Origin of the sequence: Streptomyces fractus, assembly GCF_049844455.1 — a bacterium.
In the GTDB taxonomy this organism is placed as follows: Bacteria; Actinomycetota; Actinomycetes; order Streptomycetales; family Streptomycetaceae; genus Streptomyces; species Streptomyces fractus.
The window spans coordinates 3,416,069-3,432,944 of record NZ_JBMYHI010000002.1 but is presented as its reverse complement, the minus strand read 5'-3'; the positions used below and the strand labels follow the sequence as shown (position 1 = coordinate 3,432,944).

The following is a 16,876-nucleotide window of genomic DNA, read 5'->3' as shown; positions in this document are numbered from 1 at the left end:
ATCTTGCCAAAGGCCGCCGAAGACGTCCAACCCGCGCGCGGTTGACAGAGGGTGATCGCGGCAAGGGAACTTGCTCCCCAACTCCCGCTCGATGTTCACTCCTTCGGGTGGCGGGCGAGGTGATGGGCGCCCCCTGCCCACCGGCACTGGAAGGGTCAGGGGCCAGGCCAGGAGGGTCATGAATGTTGACGCTGCGTCACCGGACCCATGGGTAGGACGAGTCAGGAATGCGAGCATCAGTGGGGAACACCTCCGACGGTAATGGGGCCAGTGGGCCGGGTGTGTCGGGTGATGTCGCACCGGGTCAGGCACCCGAGGTGAGCCGCACGGGTTCGGGCCGGGGCAAGCGCGCCCGGGTCCGCAGCCGGCTGATCGTGGCGGTGGCCGTGGTCGCCGCTGCCGTCGTCGGCGCCGGGGCGCCGGTGATCGTCGGCGCCTCCGACCGCGTGAGCGAATCACAGGACCTGGTCGACGAGGCGCAGCAGACGCAGAGCTCGCTCGCCCTCTCGCACGCGCTCGCGGACGAGCGGGACGAGGTCACCCGGTTCATCGCGGGCGGTCGCTCCAAGGGCGAGGGACTGAGCGAGGAGCGCGGGGCCCGCGTCGACCGCCAGGTCGACGAGCTGCGCGTGGACGCGCCCGCCGCGCTGCGCCGCACGCTCGACGAGGTCTCCGCCGTGCGCCGCTCCGCCCTCACCGGCAAGGGCTCCGCCCTGGAGGCGTACACCGCGTACTCGCGCTCCATCGGCGAACTGCACGCGCGCGCAGAGGATCTGGCCGAGCGGATACCCGTGCGCGCGGGTTCGGGCGCGTACGCCCTCGCGGACCTGGACCGCGCCGTCGAGCAGGCGTCCGCCGCGCGCGGCCTGCTGCTCGCCGCGCTCGCCGTGCCCCGCAGCACGACGACGCAGATCGACCCGGCGACCGGCCTGCGCAAGGCCGTCGTCGGCGAGTCCTCCGCCGCCCGCGGCCAGCGCGACGCGCTCAGCGCCGAGGGCCAGCGGGCCAGGGTGCGCGAGCAGGCCGCGCTCGACGACTTCCACGACTCGGGGACGAACGCCGCGGTCACCGCCTACGACTCCACCGTCACGGGCCCGGACGTCACGCGCGCCGAGACGTATCTGAAGCACCTCGCCGACGCCCCGACGCTCAGCGCGGCCGAGCTCCAGTACAACCCGAAGAGCGTCGAGGACGCCCTCACCGCCCGCATCGACCTCATGCGGGGCGCCGAGGCCGCGCTCGGGGACCAGCGGGTCAAGCGCCTGGAGCAGCTGCGCGACGACGACGTCACGGCGCTCGAGATCAGGATCGCGCTCGTCGGCGTCTGCCTGCTCGCCGCCGTCGGCGTGGCCATGGCGACGGCCCGCTCGCTGACCCGGCCGCTCGCCGCGCTGCGCATCGGCTCCGCGCGCGTCGCGGGCGACCCCGCGGCCGAGGACCCGGTCAAGTTCACCGGCCGCAACGACGAGTTCGCCCAGGTCGTCGACTCGATCAACGCCCTGCACGCGCACGCCGTCGGGCTGCACGGGCGCATCGGCACCCTGGAGTCCGACCGCAAGCACCTCGTCGGCGAGCGCCAGCGGATGGCCGACGACCGGGACCGGCTGCGGGCCGAACTCGCGGACACCGCCCGCAAGCTGGACCGGGTCAAGCACTCGATCCACGGCACGTTCGTCAACCTCGCGCTGCGCACCCTCGGGCTCGTCGAGCGCCAACTCGGCGTCATCGAGGGCCTGGAGGAGCGCGAGCAGGACCCGGAACGGCTCGCCACGCTCTACAAGCTCGACCACTCCGCCACCGTCATGCGGCGGCACAGCGAGAACCTCCTCGTCCTCGCGGGCACCGAGCGCGGTCCGCAGCACGGCGGTTCGGTGGCGCTCGTCGACATGGTGCGCGCCGCCGTCTCCGAGATCGAGCGCTACGAGCGGGTGCGCATCGCCGCGCTGCCGCCGCACGCGCACATCGCCGGATTCGCCGCCGACGACCTCAGCCACCTCATCGCCGAACTCCTGGAGAACGCCACGTCGTTCTCGCCGCCGGACGCCTCCGTCGAGGTCTCCGGCTGGCTCCTGGAGAGCGGCTCGGTCATGCTCTCCGTCCAGGACGAGGGCATAGGGATGACCGACGAGCGGATGCGCGAGCTGAACACCCGGCTCTCCTCCTTCACCGCCGAGGAGGCGCACGACCCCGAGGACGTCGACGGGTTCGGGCTCGGCCTCTACGTCGTCGCGCGCCTCGCCGTGCGCCACGGCGTGCGCGTCCGGCTGCGCGAGCAGAAGCAGGGCGGGGTGGCGGCCGTCGCCGTGCTGCCCGCCTCGCTCTTCGCCGCCGCGCCCGCGGCCTCGGTGCCGCCCGCCGTCCTGGTGCCCGGCGCCGCGCCCGCGGTCCGCCTCGCGGGCTCCGAGGCGGAGGCCAACTCCAATGAGCTGTACGGGCGTACGGAGCCGGAGCACCAGCTTCCGGCGTACGGCGACCCGCTGATCGAGGCGGCCGAACAGGCCGTACGCGATTCGGTCGAGCAGCCCGCGGAGACCCCCGCGGAAACGACCATGGAGCTGAGTACTCCGGTCCCGCCCGAGCCCGAGCCCGAGCCCGAGCCCGAACCGCGGCCCGAGCCGGCCCCGGCTCCGGAGCCCCGATCCGTCGCCGAGGTGCCGCACCCGCGCGCACCGCGGGACGAGCAGGACGGGCCCGCCGGTCACCCCGAGCAGCTTGACCAGCGGCTCGACCGGCAGCCCGAGCAGCGGCCCGAACCGGCCGAGCGCGTCACCGCCAAGGGCCTGCCCAAGCGCACCCCGAAGGCGGCCGCCCCCGCCCCCGCCCCGAAGCCGCGCACCGGCTCCGTGGACGCGGAGGCGCTGCGCCGCAAGCTCGGCGGGTTCCACCGCGGGGCCACCGCGGGCCGCCGTGACGTGACGGCGGAGTTCGCCGACAACCCTGGACGTAGAAGTGAAGCCGAGGGGGACACAGCTGAGGAGGCAAGCAGTTGACTGCGCCCACCCCTGCACTCAACGGACTCAAGGGAATGAACGGTCTCAGTAGCGAGGCACGCAATCTGCACTGGCTGCTCACCGACCTGGTCGGGGAGGTGCCAGGGCTGCAGTCCGTCGCGGTCGTCTCGTCCGACGGGCTGCTCCTGCTCTCCTCCGACCCGGGCCGGCACGACGCGGCCCCGGCGACCGACCCGAGCACAGGCCCCAAAGGGTCGAGCGCCGACCTGGCGGCCATCGTGGCCGGGCTCGGTTCGCTGACCATCGGAGCGGCCAAGCTGATGGACGGCGGAGGCATCAAGCAGACGATGGTCGCCATGGAGGAGGGAAGCCTCTTCGTCATGTCGATCAGCGACGGCTCCCTGCTCGGTGTGCACGCCTCCGCCGACTGCGACATGGGCGTCATCGCGTACCACATGGCGCTCTTCGTCGGGCGTGCCGGGCACGTCCTGACGCCCGAACTCCGCAGCGAGCTGCGCCAGTCGATGGAGGCCACCCGATGACCCCCGGCACCTCAGGCAGTGCACACGGTACGAACGGTACGAGCAGGACGTTCGGCTCGAGCAGGCTTCCCGTACGCGGTGGCGATCGCAGGCCCGCCCGCGTGCGCCCCTACTCGCTGACCGGCGGCCGCACCCGCTTCGGCCATGTGCTGCTCGTGGAGACGTTCATCGCCAGCACCGCGGCGATCGAGGGGCCCGACGAGCGCCCGGAGCTGGGCAAGGGCGGGCTCGCAGGCATCATGCCGGAGATGCACGCCATCGTCGCGCTGTGCCGCCGCATGCGGACGGTCGCGGAGATCTCCGCGCTGCTCAAGATGCCGCTCGGCGTGGTGCGTGTGCTGCTCAGCGACCTCGCCGACCAGGGAAAGATCCGTGTATACGGAACAGGCCACGGCCCCGGACAGCCGGACCGGGCACTCCTCGAAAGGGTGTTGAGTGGACTCCGCCGCCTCTGAACTGCTCGGCGAACTGCCCATGGAAGAAGAGCAGTTGCAGGCCTGGCAGACCGACAGGACCAGGGCCCCCGTCGCCACGAAGATCATCGTGGCGGGCGGCTTCGGCGTCGGCAAGACGACCCTGGTGTCGGCCGTGTCCGAGATCCAGCCCCTCGAGACCGAGGCGCTGATGACGCAGGCGAGCGAGGAGACCGACGACCTCACCGCGACGCCCGGCAAGAACACGACCACGGTCGCGATGGACTTCGGCCGCATCACGCTCGACGACGACCTGGTCCTGTACCTGTTCGGCACGCCCGGCCAGCAGCGGTTCTGGTTCATGTGGGACGACCTGGTGCGCGGCGCGATCGGCGCGGTCGTGCTCGCCGACACCCGCCGCCTGAAGGACTGCTTCCCGGCGCTCGACTACTTCGAGAGCTGCGGACTTCCCTACGTCGTGGCCGTCAACCACTTCGACGGCACGGAGGAGTTCGCGCCCGACGACGTACGGGAGGCGCTCACCGTGCCGCCGCACGTACCGGTGCTGATCATGGACGCGCGGCGCCGCATCGCGGCGGTCGAGACGCTCCTGGCGCTGGTCGGCCACGCGCTGGACGCCACTCCCGAATAGTGCCGCGGTCCCGGGTCACCTGGGTCGATTACAGTCGCCAAGCCCGCCCCCCATACATTAGTTACGGCAGTTAAGGCAGTCTCATATGTCGCGGAAGATACTCGTCGTGGGAGCCGGCCAGTCCGGCCTCCAGCTCGCCCTCGGCCTGCAGACCCAGGGGTACGAGGTCACCCTGATGTCCAACCGCACCGCCGACGAGATCCGTTCCGGGCGGGTCATGTCGACGCAGTGCATGTTCCACACGGCGCTCCAGCACGAGCGCGACCTCCAGCTCAACTTCTGGGAGTCGCAGGCCCCGCGCATCGAGGGCCTCGGCGTCTCGGTGGCCGCGCCGGGCTCGCACGACCCGGGCCCCACCCAGCGCGCCATCGACTGGGTGGGCAGGCTCGACGGCTACGCGCAGTCCGTCGACCAGCGCGTGAAGATGGCCGGCTGGATGGAGACGTTCGCGCAGCGCGGCGGGCAGCTCGTCATCCACGGCGCGGCCGTCTCCGACCTCGACTACTTCTCCCGCACGTACGACCTGGTGCTGGTCTCGGCGGGCAAGGGCGAACTGGTCTCGATGTTCGGCCGGGACGCGTCGCGGTCCCCGTACGCCGAGCCGCAGCGGGCCCTCGCGGTCGCCTACGTCCACGGGATGGGCGTCCGCCCCGAGCACCCGGACTTCGACGCGGTGCGCTGCAACCTGGTGCCCGGCGTCGGCGAGCTCTTCGTGATGCCCACGCTCACCACGTCGGGCCGCGCGGACATCCTCTTCTGGGAGGGCATCCCCGGTGGCCCGCTGGACGCGTTCAAGGGCGTGAAGGACCCCTCCGAGCACCTGGCGCTGACGCTGGAGCTGATGGAGAAGTTCACGCCGTGGGAGTACGCGCGCGCCACGAAGGTCGAACTGACCGATGCGAACGGTACGTTGGCCGGCCGCTACGCCCCGACCGTCCGCAACCCGATCGGCCGGCTGCCCGGCGGCGGGGCGGTGCTCGGCGTCGCGGACGTGGTCGTGGCGAACGACCCGATCACGGGGCAGGGCTCCAACTCGGCCTCCAAGTGCGCCGCGTCGTACCTCGCCGCCATCGTCGAGCACGGTGACAAGCCGTTCGACGAGGAGTGGATGCAGTCGGCGTTCGACCGGTACTGGGAGACGGCGCAGCACGTCACGAAGTGGACGAACACGATGCTTCAGGCGCCGCCGGAGCACGTCCTCAATCTGATCGGTGCGGCCGGTCAGCTCCAGCCGGCCGCCGACCGGTTCGCCAACGGGTTCAACGACCCGTCCGACTTCGAGAACTTCTTCTACGAGCCGGAGAAGACGGCGGCGTACTTGGGTTCGCTGACGGGCGCGTGACGAGCTTCTGACCAGCGGCGCGGCTGTCGTTGTTGGTCGTTGTTGGTCGACCTGGGCCACCCTCGGACGGCCCAGTGACGGCCCGAGCGAGAAGGTCATTCAGCCGCCCTCTCTACAGAGCAGAGGCCTGCCGGATATCCGACAGGCCTCTCGCTGGTCACCCGGCCCACTGATGTGCAGGAAGCCGTGGCTGGGCGCTACTGCGGAAGAAAGCCCGGCTTCTCTTGCCCGAGCGCGCGCAGGTGCCCCAAGTACTCCTGAGCGGCAGGCTCGGAGCTGTATCGACTCCTCATCTCGGCAGCGAGTTCGCGACTGGTCATGATGAGCGAGGGGACCGATTGGCGATCGCCTTGGAGAGCGCGTTCGCCCATCATCAGGGCCTGCTCCAGGTCGCCTTCGCGAGCGGCCGTGACGCCGAGCGTGATCCTGGCCTCCGAATTGCGCATAGGGCTGCGCTCAGTACCGTCGAAATCTGTTCCGGCCCTCAGGACTTCTTCCGCGAGCGTTCGCGCGATCTTGTCCTCTCCGACCAGCCGATAGCAGTCCATCGAGTAGAAATCGAACTTGGCGGGGTCCACCACGAAGTGGTTGTCGAGGTTGTCAGGGTGCGGCATACCTTCGAGCAGTCGGCGTCCCTTGTCCAAGGCGACCTCGACCTGTCGGCGATCGCCGAGACGCGCCCACGCCTTGGCTTCCTGACCCGCGAGTTGCACTGCCACGCTGTGATTCGGCGCCACCTCCGCGCCGGCCCGCGCTGCCGCGATCACGCCTCGATAGTCACCAGTGGTGAGAGCGAACCATGCCCGCATCTCATGAGCCCACCCGGCCACCTCTGCATGATCTGCTTCGGACGCAAGCGAGAGTGCTGCCTGGCGGGTCGACTCCGCCGCATGCCGCTCTCCGGAGTCGTATTCGACACAGCCGACGAGGAGCGCCAGCCAACCGGACAGCGCGAGCACCTCGCGATGCTGGGAAAGAGTGAGGCTCTTGTTGTGGAGTTCGACGACCCGCCGCAACCACTGCCGCCCCTCAATGAGGAGCTGAGCACTGGGCATGAAGGGGTACTCCGAGCACAGCCGATCTGTCGTGATCCGCAGAGCATCGAGGGTCGCACTGTCGACGTCGGACCTGTTGAGGCGACTGACGATCTCCAGCGTCTCCATGCCGCTTGCCGCAAGGATCTCTTTCTCACCGTCACGCCGTGACGGCGCCGGGAACAGCGCGTGTGTCACCGTGCCAAAGAGTTCCGCGATGATCGGTTGGTAGAAGTCATTCGGCGCCGTGCCTGACTCCCAGCGCTTCCACTGGCGAATCATGCTGTCCTCTGCGGGCAGCTCCGTGGGCGCGTGCGCCCGTAGGGCTCGGACCGCATCTCGCTGCGACCAGTCGCGCGCCGCTCGCTCCGCAGCGATGCGCCGTGCCCATGCAGGCCTGTCGTCGGTCATGCGCCCTCCTCTGAGTGCCTAGTCCGAGTGTCTCCCGCGAGCAGGGGGGACAGGGAAGGGGACAGGGGGGTGTCACTGGACATGTCCCCTGGACAGTGCGGCTGCCCCCAGGCTGTCACTTACATCACACCCTCCGTGATCGGCATTCTGGTTTCCGATCAAGCACCACCCGGCACGGAGCGGGTTTCGAGCGCTTCGAGCCTTTCAGTCAACGTCTGGAGCTGGGAGCGGATTTCCTTGATGTCGTCGCGAACGTCGCTATCGGGTGAGGAACCGTCGCTGACGAAGTTGCCGAGGTTGCCGGCCGACACGATCAACCCTTCGGCTCGGAGTGCGGCTAGCCCGTTCTGGATGGTCTGGCTCGCGTACCCGAAGCGGTCCATCAGTTCGCGTTGCGACGGGATTTTCTCCCCCGGCTTCATTCTCTTGATGTCTTCGCGCAGGGCGTCCGCGACCTGCACCGCTTTGGGCTTGGGCCCTCCTGTGACAGTCATGCTCTGAGCCTACCCACCACAGCGAACTAGAGCGCATCACCGCACGAAGGTTGTGCACCACAGCAGACTAGTGCAAGCTAGTCAGTAAGCGGTCGCCCGGAAAACGGGGTGGCAGTGGTTTGACCTGCACGAATGGGCGCTGAGTCTCCGGATTCGGCGCCAAGGGGCCCGGGATAGATCGGGCCGAGGTGTACCGGCGCCTTGTCATTGACCGGATGGCTTAGACCGCAAGGTCACGTCTCCACACGCCTACCACGTGGTCATGCCGCGCTACCTGATACGGGCGCGGCACCCGCGAAGGAGACACCGCATCACCTCAACTTCCGCCGCGCTCTCTGCGGCGGCCGGTTGCCTCCGTCGCTCGTCTCGTACGAGCGGCGCCGAGGGGAGCCGGATCTACCGACTTCAACGGCGCGCGGCCCCGGTGCTCGAACACCGGGGCCGCTGTTCGGGCCGTTGCCCACCGCTAGGGAGACCACGACCCATGGAACACATCGTCACTGTTCAGGACGCTGTTACCGCATTCGCTCCGTTCATGGAGCCGACGAACGCCGAGCTGGACGCCATCGAGGCCGAGATGCCCGTCATCCGCGCGGAGGTGGAGCTGCTGGACGCGCAGATCATCACCATCGACCGCACCCCGTGCGAGCTGGACGAGCGGCGCATCCGCCGGGCCCGCCGGCGCGTGCTCGCCGCCCACCGCGACCAGCTCAACGGCACCGCCGTGCAGACGGGCGGTGTCGCATGATCCGCATCGTCACCCGCAAGCACCTCGCTCGGCTCGAAGCCGACACGCACGCCGCGTTCGAGCGGGCCCGCGAGACGAGCGATGCCGCGAACAAGGCGACGGCCCGGCACGCGGACGAGCTGGCCGCCGCCACCGGCCGCGCCAAGCGTGCCGAGGAGAGCAAGAACGAAGTCGGCGCGATGTTCACCGGCGCCGTGGCCGAGCTGGCCGCCGCGCAGCAAGAGCTTCTGCTCAAGGGCAACGAGCTGCGGCGCCTGCGCGAGGAACTGGCCGAGGCGTGCAAGGCGGCCCGGCAGGTGTTCGTGCTCCTGCACTACGGCACTCCGGTGATGGTCTACGGCAGCCGTGAGGACGCGTACGCCGACACCGCCACCCACCACGCTCCGGCCGACAAGTGGGGTCCTGTTCATCGGTTTTGGGCGGATGCGGAATGGCTGCTCGCGGCGTTCATCTACGACGCCGCTTCGCAGGGCTTCCGTGGCTCGCTGGAGCCGGTGGCTGAACCGGTCGGGGGTGCGGCGTGAACAGTGTTCAGACGCGTTCAGCCGAGCGCGCACTGTCGGGCGGCACGTGGTTGATCGTGTGCGGCGCGATGCTCTACTCGATCCTCACCGTCACCCCGCTCATGGCCAAGCACACCGCCCCTGAGTGGGCCTGGACAGCGCCGATCCTGCCGCTCGTCGTGGACGCCGCTGTCGTCATCGTGGTCAAGCTCGATGACGTCCTGGCCCGTCTCGGTGGGCACGGCGGTAAGTGGCCCATCGCCCTGCGCTGGATGACCGGCCTCATGACCTGGGCGCTCAACATCGCGGACTCCGCGCTGAAGAAAGACCTGGTCGGGGTGGCTGTCCACTCGGTGGCGCCGCTGCTGCTCATCGTCACGGCGGAGACCAGCCTCGCCTACCGGCGGGCCCTGGCCGCCGCCCAAGCAGCCCTCAAGGCTGAGCAGACGGCCGAGCGCGAGCAGCGCGAGCAGGCGGCCCGCGAGCGTGCCGAGCGGGCCCGTGCCGAGGCCCGCGAGGAGCGCGAGCACGCCGCCGCCCTGGCGCGTGAACAGCGCGAGCACGAAGCCCACCTGCTCCGTGAACAGACGGAGCGGGAGGAGCGTCAGCGGCGCGAGGAGCGCGAAGCCCGCGAGCGGGCCGAGGCTGCCGAGCGGGAGGCCCGTGAACGCCGTGAACGCGAGCGTGAACAGCGTGAACAAGAGCGGCTGCGCCGTGAACAGCAGGCCCGCGAGCGGGCCCAAGCGGAACAGCGCGAGCGCGCTGCGGCGGCCGAGCGTGAACGCCGTGAACGCGACGAGCAGGCGGCCCGTGAACGCGCCGCACTACTCGATCGCGGCCCGGCTTCGAGCAAGCTGCCCGAGGACGAGGCGCGCCGGATCGTGGCCGCCGCGAGCAGCACCGGGCTGTCGGTGCGGCAGGCGGCCGAGCTGTGCGGCTGGTCGGTCGGGTGGGTGTCCTCCCGCTACGCCGAGCACCGCGAGCCCGACGCGGGCCGCCGCGTTGAACTCGCCATCGCGAGCAACTGATGGCCGCCCTGCCTACCTACCCGTGGCGCCTGGCCCCGGACGGCTTCGCGACCTATCGCCAGCTTCGTGCCCTCGGACTGCGGCCCGGCGGGCAGGAGGTGGCCGCGCAGGTGGAACGGCCCCGCCGGCGGCGGGGCCCGCTGGTCGCCTACCTCTACCGCATCGACGCCGCGAAACCGGTCCGTCCGATGACTCCGGCCCGGTGGGCGGCCCTGGCCAAGGCCAACGCCGCCCGCCGCACCTGCCCCGAGTGCGAGCGCGATGCCGGTTACGTCATCCCGCCGACGCTCGGCATGTGCTCCACCTGTGCCTTTCCCGACACCACCGGCCTGGAGGCTGCGTGATGGAAAACCTCCCCGCACAGCGGCCGTTGACGGTCGTTCAGCTCCCCGACGGCACCCACACCTACGCCGACCCCGCCTCCCTGGCGGTGCAACAGCAGGCGGGTCCGCAGGTGGTCCACATCCACCAGGCGCCCCCGGACCGCACGGTGCAGCGCATCGCGCTCGGCTCCGGCATCGGGGCCGGGACGGTCGCGGCCGGTGTCTACTTCGGCCCGCTGCTCGTCGGCGTCCTGACCGCCATCGCCGCGAACCTCGCGATGCTCGCGTTCATCACGCTCCTCCTCGGGTGGGCCGTGGTCACCGTGGTCCGCGCCGTGTCCGACAGCGGCAAGACAGGCGGCAAGAAGAGCCGCCGGGGCCATTGAGCAACTCGCGCCCCTAAACGGCCCGTAGAGCGCTCGAACCCCCTCGCGCGGGGTGGGAAACCCCCGGCCCCATGAACGGCCTTTCAGGGGCCCGCGAGGGGGTTGCACGGCCCGCTTTTCGACTGTCCCTCGCGCGCGGGCGCGTAGGGCCCCACCCCTCCCCCTTGCTCAACTCTGCAACGTCGCAGGTCAGATGCGGTTGCGGGGGTTCAACCGGTGCCGTCGGCGCAACCGACGGCGCCGCTGCCTGCAACTCGCTCGGGCCGACGGCCCTCATCCACGGTCTTGGAGGACTCTCGTGGACTGGAAGAAGGCATGGACGACCACGACCAACACCACCAACGGCGCGCTGGATTCGCTCTCCCCGGTGTGCGCTCCCTTCGCGGCGCGCTGGGATCAGGAGGCGGACCGGCGCAACAAGCTGCGCACGCCTGAGCACTTGAAGACGCTGATGGCCGCGCAGAAGGAGCACAACGCTGCGCGTTCCACGCTGTCCACGGCCAAGTCGCAGCACCACACGGCGCGGGCCGCGACCCGCAATCCGTTCTCGGCCGCGCGGCGCGCCGCGCGGGTCGCGAGCAAGGCAGCCGCGCGGCACGAGCGCGACACCAACGCCAAGCTCAAGGCCGCGCGGGTGAACTACCCGAGCACGCTCAAGGCCCGCGCGATCCAGGCGCATTCGGCGCACGCCGTGCCGAGCGTCCTCGCGTCCGCGCTCATGTCCACCTCGCATCTGACCGTGTGGCCGGCCACCACGTCGGCGCTGCTGATCGGCGCGAACGTGGCCGGGCTCGCGCTCGGCCGGCGCACCCTGCGGGTGCCGGTGGATGAGTCGCTGTCGCTGGAAGAGCGGCAGCTCATGGAGCGTCTCGACCCGTCGTACTGGGTCGAGCACGCGGAGGACCGGGGCCTGTCCGGGACGGTCACCACGCCCCCGGCCATCGAGCCGGGCGGCATCCGCTGTGAGGTCCGCCTGGACGGCACGTGGACGGTCAAGACGCTCGCGGACAAGGCCGACTCGGTGCGGGCGCTGCTCGGGGCCCGCACCGCGCTGCGGATACGGATCACGTCCGCCTCGCGCGGTGGCTGGGCCGTGCTGTCGCTGGCGACGCGTTCGGCAGCCGCGGGCGTCTCCTCGCTGTGGACCCCGGAGCGCATCCCCGACGACCCGATGGTGATGAGCCTGGGTCTGGACACCGAGACCGGGGATGAGGTCCTGGTCCCGTTCGACGAGCGGCTGTTGGTCTCCGGCGCGTCCGGCACCGGCAAGTCCTGGTCGTTCCGCCCGCTCATGGCCACCGCCCACCTGCGCGGCGACCTGCTGCTGATCGACGGCAAGGGCGAAGAGGCCAACATCTGGGAGTCGGTCTGCCGCGTCGCCGTGGAAGCCGACGAGATCGCGGCAGCCATCGACGACGCGCACGCGGAGATGACCCGCCGCAAGCACGACATGAAAAAGCGCGGCATCAGCGTGTGGGACGGCCGACAGCTCACCGTCCCCATCGACGAAGGGCAGGTCGTTCTCGCGGCGATCGCGCGGGACAGGGACCGGCTTCAGCGGCTGATCGAACTGTCCTCGCTCGGCCGCTCGCGCGGTGTCGTGTTGTGGTGGGCCACGCAGTACCCGCTCACCGACGGGTCCGCGCCCGGCGTGCACAAGCTGATCGCGCCCAACCTGCTCACCCGGTTCTCGCTGCGGGTGGCCGGTACAACTCAGGCGCAGGTCGCGCTCGACGACTGCGCGCACTACGCGCCCCACCAGATCCCCGACGGCCGCGAGTACCGGGGCCACGGCTACCTCAAGGGCTACGGGCCGCGCATGCTGCGGACCTGGACCCTCGACGACACGGGCGTCCGCGCCCTGCCCAAGTCGATCTGGAGCCCCGAGCAGGCCACCGAGGAATCGGCGCCGCGCACGCCACTGCGCCTGGTCAAGGACATCGCCGCCGCACCGGCCGGTGCGGCGACCAACCGGGACAAGGTGCTGGACGCCGTGCAGGCGGGCGCCCGCACGGCCAAGGCCGTGGCCGACGCGACCGGCCTCAACAAGGGCACCGTCTCCCGCGAAATCAAGGCCCTCACCGCCAGCGGGGCCTTGCACCGCACCGCCGACGGCCGACTCCTGCCCGGCCAGCGAGCAGCCTGACCGTTCCCACGCACGACGGCGGCGGCCCCCTTCCGCCAAGAACCGGGGCCGCCGCCAATCCACCAACCTGTGGAGGACTCCAGCATGACCCAACCCACCGACATCCGGCGAGACGGCCACCGGCCGTTACTGCTGGATCTCTTCTCCTGTTCCGGCGGCGCCGCCACGGGCTACGCCCGCGCCGGATTCTGCGTGCACGGATGCGACATCGCCGACCGGCCCAACTACCCGTTCACGTACCACCGGGGCGATGCGCTCGAATACCTCGCCCACCTGATCACCACGGGCGAGATCGAGCGGTATGCGGCCGTGCACGCCTCCCCGCCGTGCCAGGACAAGTGCGCTCTGACCGTGGGCACGAACCAGTCCCAGGGCTGGGGCGGCACCCACGTCGATCTCGTGGCACCCACCCGTGAACTGCTCGACCGGACGGGTCTTCCGTACGTGATCGAGCAGCCCAACGGCCGTGCGGAGATTCGCAAAGACCTCACGCTGTGCGGCGAGATGTTCGGGCTCGGGGTGATCCGGCACCGCAACTTCGAGTTGGGCGGCTGGTCCATCGAGCAGCTGGCGCACGTCCCGCACCGGGGCCGGGTTCGCGGCTACCGGCACGGCAAGTTCTACGACGGCCCGTACGTGGCCGCGTACGGCAACGGCGGCGGCAAGCCGAGCGTCTCGGAGCTTCAGGAAGCGCTCGGCATCACGTGGACGAATGTGCGCGAGGAGCTGACCGAGGCCATCCCGCCCGCCTACAGCGAGCACATCGGCCGCGCTTTCTTCACCACGGCCGCGCTGGGGGTGGCGGCGTGAACGAGCTGCACACCATCGCCTTGGACCTCGCCGAAGCCGGGGTCCCTGTACTGCCGCTGCGGGTAGGCAAGGTCCCGTTCGGCAACTGCCGGACCTGCGCCAAGAACGCGTGCGGCGGCCGGCCGAACATGAGGACCGCCGGGCCGTGCCACTGCCCGGCACCGTGCCACGCATGGGCCGCCGCCACGACCGACACGGACGTCATCGGCTCGCGTCTGTGGCGGCGCGCGTGGGGGCGGGCGGCTGCGGTCGCCTACCACCCCGGTGGGGCCGGGCTCACCGTCGTCGACCTCGACGACGCCGACGCCGTGGCCTGGGCCCGCGAGACCCTGCCGCCAACCCGGACCGTGGGCACGACGCGCGGTGAGCACTGGATCTACCAGGGCGTCATGCGCTCCGTGAACGCGGTCCGTGACGGCGTGGACCTCAAGTCCACGATGTCCTACGCCCGATGGCTCGGCACGGGCACCGGCGCCCTCGCGCCCCTGCCCGACGTCGTACGCGCCCTCGCCGACAAGGCTCCCGCTACGGTCCGGCCCGAGGCGTGCACCGTCGCGATGCCCGCCGGCGCCGGGCCTTGCCGCCATCGCACGCCCGCGTTCCTGGAGCGCGGTATCGCGATGGCCGAGCAGCGCATCGCCGAGGCCCGTAGCGCCGTGCACGCGACCGTCTACTGCACGTTCCTGGCGGTGCTGTCCACGCACGGCCGGTGCGGCTGCCTCACCGAGGACCACATCGCGCGCCTGTTCACGGCCGCGCAGACCAAGGGCGAGACGGCCCGCCACTGCACCGAAGCGTGGACCAACGCCCGTACGAAGTTGGGACTGTGAGCATGAGCGACGAGGACAAGACCCCGGCCCGCGAGGTCATCGCCGACTACGCACAGGCCCACTTCCGCTACTTCCGCACCGCCGACGGCACCGTCTACGCGCAGAAGAACGGCCACCCCGTCGCCCGCCCCATCCGCTCTCAGGGAACCTCGGGCAGCCACCGCCAGGAACTCATGGTCGGGCTGTTCAACGACGGGCGTGGCGTCTTCAACGGCACCGCCCTCAAGGAGGCGTTGGACTTGATCGAAGCACTCGCGATGAAGCAGGAAGTACAGCAAGTGCACATCCGCGTCGCGCCCGGATTCGACGGCGCGACCTGGCTCGACCTCGGGCGCAACGACGGCAAGTCGATCCGCATCCACCCCGCCGGATGGGACATCCTCACGCCCGACCCGGCCGAGGTGTGCTGGCGGCGCACCCAGCTCACTGGCGAACTGCCGCTCCCTGTGAAGGACACGGACGGCAAGGGCATCGATCTGCTGCTGCGGCTGTGCAACTTCGCCAACGCGGAGACCGAGGCCCTGGCCATCGCGTGGCTGATCGGCTGCCTCGGCCCGTCCGTGCCCGTGCCGGCGCCGTTCCTGACCGGGCCGCAGGGCGCGGGCAAGTCGACCGGCGGGCGGATGCTCGTGCGCATCATCGAGGGCATGAGCGGCGACCTGCGCCGCGCCCCAAAGGACGAGGAGAACCTGACGGCGGCTGTCGCGGCCGGATGGGTCACCGCGCTCGACAACCTCTCCTACCTCTCCCCGGACCTTTCCGACGCGATGTGCTGCATCGTCACCGGGGCCGAGACCGTCAAGCGGGCGCTGTACACCGACGGGGACGTGGTGCGGGCCCGCTACCGGCGCCCGCTGCTGATGACCGGCATCGACGTGGGCGTCATCCGCCCGGACCTCGCCGAACGGCTGCTGCCGCTACGTCTGGAGCGGCCCAAGGTGCGCAGGACCGAGGCGGAACTGTGGGCGGAGTACGAGGAAGCCCTACCGATCGTGCTCGGCTCGCTGCTCGACCTCACGGTCAAGGTCCGCGCCGCGCAGGCCGAGATCCCCACGGACCTGCGCATGGCGGACTTCGCGCACCTGTGCGCGCAGCTCGATGAGGCCACCGGGTTCGGGGCGCTGAGCGCCTACCGGCGCAGCCTGGACGACCTCAACGACGACGTGATCGAAGGTGACCTGCTGGCGCAGACCGTCCTTCAGCACGCTGCCACCATCGAGCCGGGGCGCGATCAGCGGATGCCGTCGGCCGAGTGGCTGGCGACCCTCAGCGTGCTCTACAGCGGCGAGGACTGCCGTCCGATGCCCAAGGGGTGGCCGACCACCGGCAAGGTGCTCTCCGACCGTCTCAAGCGGCTACAGCCGACCCTCGCCGCGCGGGGCGTGTTCATCGATTGGGGCCGCACCAGTTCGGCCCGCTACATCGAGATGAGTCGCCCGCCGGTCGAGCTGCTGAGCGAGCAGCAGCGGGCGTTCTGACCTGCGGCGATAGGGCCGCCCCTGAACAAGCAAGAAGAGCACCCGGCGCCGCGCAGAGTGCTCTTCTTGCTGTTCGGCGGCTTGCCGCCGCCCGAGGACGTGCCGCGAAGCGGCTCCTTCTACGCCCTTCGCTTTTCGCTCGTGAGAGCCGCGCACTACCAACAGACACCCCCTCTTTGTCCGAAGGAAAGAGACCCTGCGTCACCCCCGTCACGACAGGGCCGGGAACGGTTCTGACCTGCTGTTTCGGGGTGACGCAGACCGCAGATCGCTGCGTCATCGTGCGTCACCCGCGTCATCCCGTAACAGGGCCCCTGTGTCACCGATGACGCGCCGTCACGCCCCTGCGTCACGCCAAAACCGCAGGTCAGGGTCCACGCATGACAGACGTGACGCGATGACGCAGAAATCCCAACCTCGGACACACACGCCGCCAACCCACATGCACCGCGACTCAACTCCCGAGGACGCCATGAGCCGACCCCGTTCCGCTCAACCTGACCCCCGCGCCACCCTGCGCGGCGGCCTCCCCGACCGGTACCTCACCCCCGACGACATCGCCGAGATCTTCGGCGTCCCCCTCGAAACCGTCTACCAGTGGCGCAAGAAGCGCTCCGGCCCGCCCGGCTTCCGCATCGGCAAACACCTGCGTTACGACCCTGCCGACGTGCAGACCTACGTCACCGAGCTGCGGCGCGTGGACGCCGACGCCGCCTGACTTCGCAGTCGAACTCCACTGTTCCACCCCTCAGGGAGGGCCACTCCGTGGCCCTCCCTGAGCGCTG

The 16,876-nt window shown here is 70.5% G+C and carries 17 protein-coding genes; 15 read left to right on the top strand and 2 right to left on the bottom strand.

All coding sequences use genetic code 11. The features are described from left to right. Positions 1-227: 227 nt before the first annotated feature. From ACP4E5_RS17260 to ACP4E5_RS17240, 5 genes are all read left to right on the top strand, one after another. On the top strand, positions 228-2,990 hold the full coding sequence (locus ACP4E5_RS17260) for a sensor histidine kinase (RefSeq protein ID WP_425829641.1): 2,763 nt from the start codon (positions 228-230) through the stop codon (positions 2,988-2,990). Between the two features lie 35 nt (positions 2,991-3,025). Beyond that, positions 3,026-3,493 (top strand): roadblock/LC7 domain-containing protein, encoded by a 468-nt coding sequence (locus tag ACP4E5_RS17255; protein WP_425829639.1) that lies wholly within the window; start codon positions 3,026-3,028, stop codon positions 3,491-3,493. Beyond that, the gene (locus ACP4E5_RS17250) at positions 3,490-3,948 is read left to right on the top strand and encodes a DUF742 domain-containing protein (RefSeq protein WP_425829637.1); all 459 of its coding nucleotides are present in this window, start codon (positions 3,490-3,492) and stop codon (positions 3,946-3,948) included. Before ACP4E5_RS17255 ends, ACP4E5_RS17250 begins: the two co-directional genes overlap by 4 nt. Positions 3,949-3,967: 19 nt before the next feature. Next, complete coding sequence (locus ACP4E5_RS17245) at positions 3,968-4,558, top strand: GTP-binding protein (protein ID WP_425841415.1); 591 nt, start codon at positions 3,968-3,970, stop codon at positions 4,556-4,558. Between the two features lie 85 nt (positions 4,559-4,643). After that, positions 4,644-5,900, top strand: a complete 1,257-nt coding sequence (locus ACP4E5_RS17240; protein ID WP_425829635.1) for a styrene monooxygenase/indole monooxygenase family protein — start codon at positions 4,644-4,646, stop codon at positions 5,898-5,900. A gap of 197 nt (positions 5,901-6,097) precedes the next feature. On the opposite strand, the gene ACP4E5_RS17235 is transcribed toward ACP4E5_RS17240, so the two are convergent. Both ACP4E5_RS17235 and ACP4E5_RS17230 read right to left on the bottom strand, forming a co-directional pair. Beyond that, positions 6,098-7,345 carry an NsdA family TPR-like regulatory protein gene (locus ACP4E5_RS17235; protein WP_425829633.1) on the bottom strand — a complete coding sequence of 416 codons (1,248 nt, stop codon included), beginning with the start codon at positions 7,343-7,345 and terminating at the stop codon, positions 6,098-6,100. Between the two features lie 158 nt (positions 7,346-7,503). Continuing rightward, positions 7,504-7,839 carry a winged helix-turn-helix domain-containing protein gene (locus tag ACP4E5_RS17230; protein WP_425829631.1) on the bottom strand — a complete coding sequence of 112 codons (336 nt, stop codon included), beginning with the start codon at positions 7,837-7,839 and terminating at the stop codon, positions 7,504-7,506. A gap of 484 nt (positions 7,840-8,323) precedes the next feature. On the opposite strand from ACP4E5_RS17230, the gene ACP4E5_RS17225 reads away from it, so the two are divergent. From ACP4E5_RS17225 to ACP4E5_RS17180, 10 genes are all read left to right on the top strand, one after another. Continuing rightward, on the top strand, positions 8,324-8,587 hold the full coding sequence (locus tag ACP4E5_RS17225; RefSeq protein WP_425829629.1) for a DUF6284 family protein: 264 nt from the start codon (positions 8,324-8,326) through the stop codon (positions 8,585-8,587). Then, the gene (locus ACP4E5_RS17220) at positions 8,584-9,111 is read left to right on the top strand and encodes a hypothetical protein (RefSeq protein WP_425829627.1); all 528 of its coding nucleotides are present in this window, start codon (positions 8,584-8,586) and stop codon (positions 9,109-9,111) included. Before ACP4E5_RS17225 ends, ACP4E5_RS17220 begins: the two co-directional genes overlap by 4 nt. Continuing rightward, complete coding sequence (locus ACP4E5_RS17215) at positions 9,108-10,118, top strand: DUF2637 domain-containing protein (protein ID WP_425829625.1); 1,011 nt, start codon at positions 9,108-9,110, stop codon at positions 10,116-10,118. Before ACP4E5_RS17220 ends, ACP4E5_RS17215 begins: the two co-directional genes overlap by 4 nt. Continuing rightward, positions 10,118-10,462, top strand: coding sequence for an RRQRL motif-containing zinc-binding protein (locus ACP4E5_RS17210; RefSeq protein ID WP_425829623.1), 345 nt, complete (start codon positions 10,118-10,120; stop codon positions 10,460-10,462). The genes ACP4E5_RS17215 and ACP4E5_RS17210 overlap by 1 nt, the downstream gene beginning before the upstream one ends. Continuing rightward, entirely contained in the window at positions 10,462-10,827 is a 366-nt protein-coding gene (locus tag ACP4E5_RS17205; protein WP_425829621.1) for a DUF6251 family protein, read from the top strand. Before ACP4E5_RS17210 ends, ACP4E5_RS17205 begins: the two co-directional genes overlap by 1 nt. A gap of 298 nt (positions 10,828-11,125) precedes the next feature. After that, a complete protein-coding gene (locus ACP4E5_RS17200; RefSeq protein WP_425829619.1) occupies positions 11,126-12,973 on the top strand; it encodes an ATP-binding protein in 1,848 nt (615 codons plus the stop codon). Between the two features lie 84 nt (positions 12,974-13,057). Next, complete coding sequence (locus ACP4E5_RS17195) at positions 13,058-13,783, top strand: DNA methylase (RefSeq protein WP_425829617.1); 726 nt, start codon at positions 13,058-13,060, stop codon at positions 13,781-13,783. Next, positions 13,780-14,613, top strand: coding sequence for a bifunctional DNA primase/polymerase (locus ACP4E5_RS17190; RefSeq protein ID WP_425829615.1), 834 nt, complete (start codon positions 13,780-13,782; stop codon positions 14,611-14,613). The genes ACP4E5_RS17195 and ACP4E5_RS17190 overlap by 4 nt, the downstream gene beginning before the upstream one ends. A 2-nt stretch (positions 14,614-14,615) precedes the next feature. Beyond that, positions 14,616-16,091: an ATP-binding protein gene (locus tag ACP4E5_RS17185; RefSeq protein ID WP_425829613.1), complete on the top strand. Its 1,476-nt coding sequence runs from the start codon at positions 14,616-14,618 to the stop codon at positions 16,089-16,091. A gap of 472 nt (positions 16,092-16,563) precedes the next feature. Beyond that, the gene (locus ACP4E5_RS17180) at positions 16,564-16,809 is read left to right on the top strand and encodes a helix-turn-helix domain-containing protein (RefSeq protein WP_425829611.1); all 246 of its coding nucleotides are present in this window, start codon (positions 16,564-16,566) and stop codon (positions 16,807-16,809) included. Positions 16,810-16,876 lie beyond the last annotated feature (67 nt).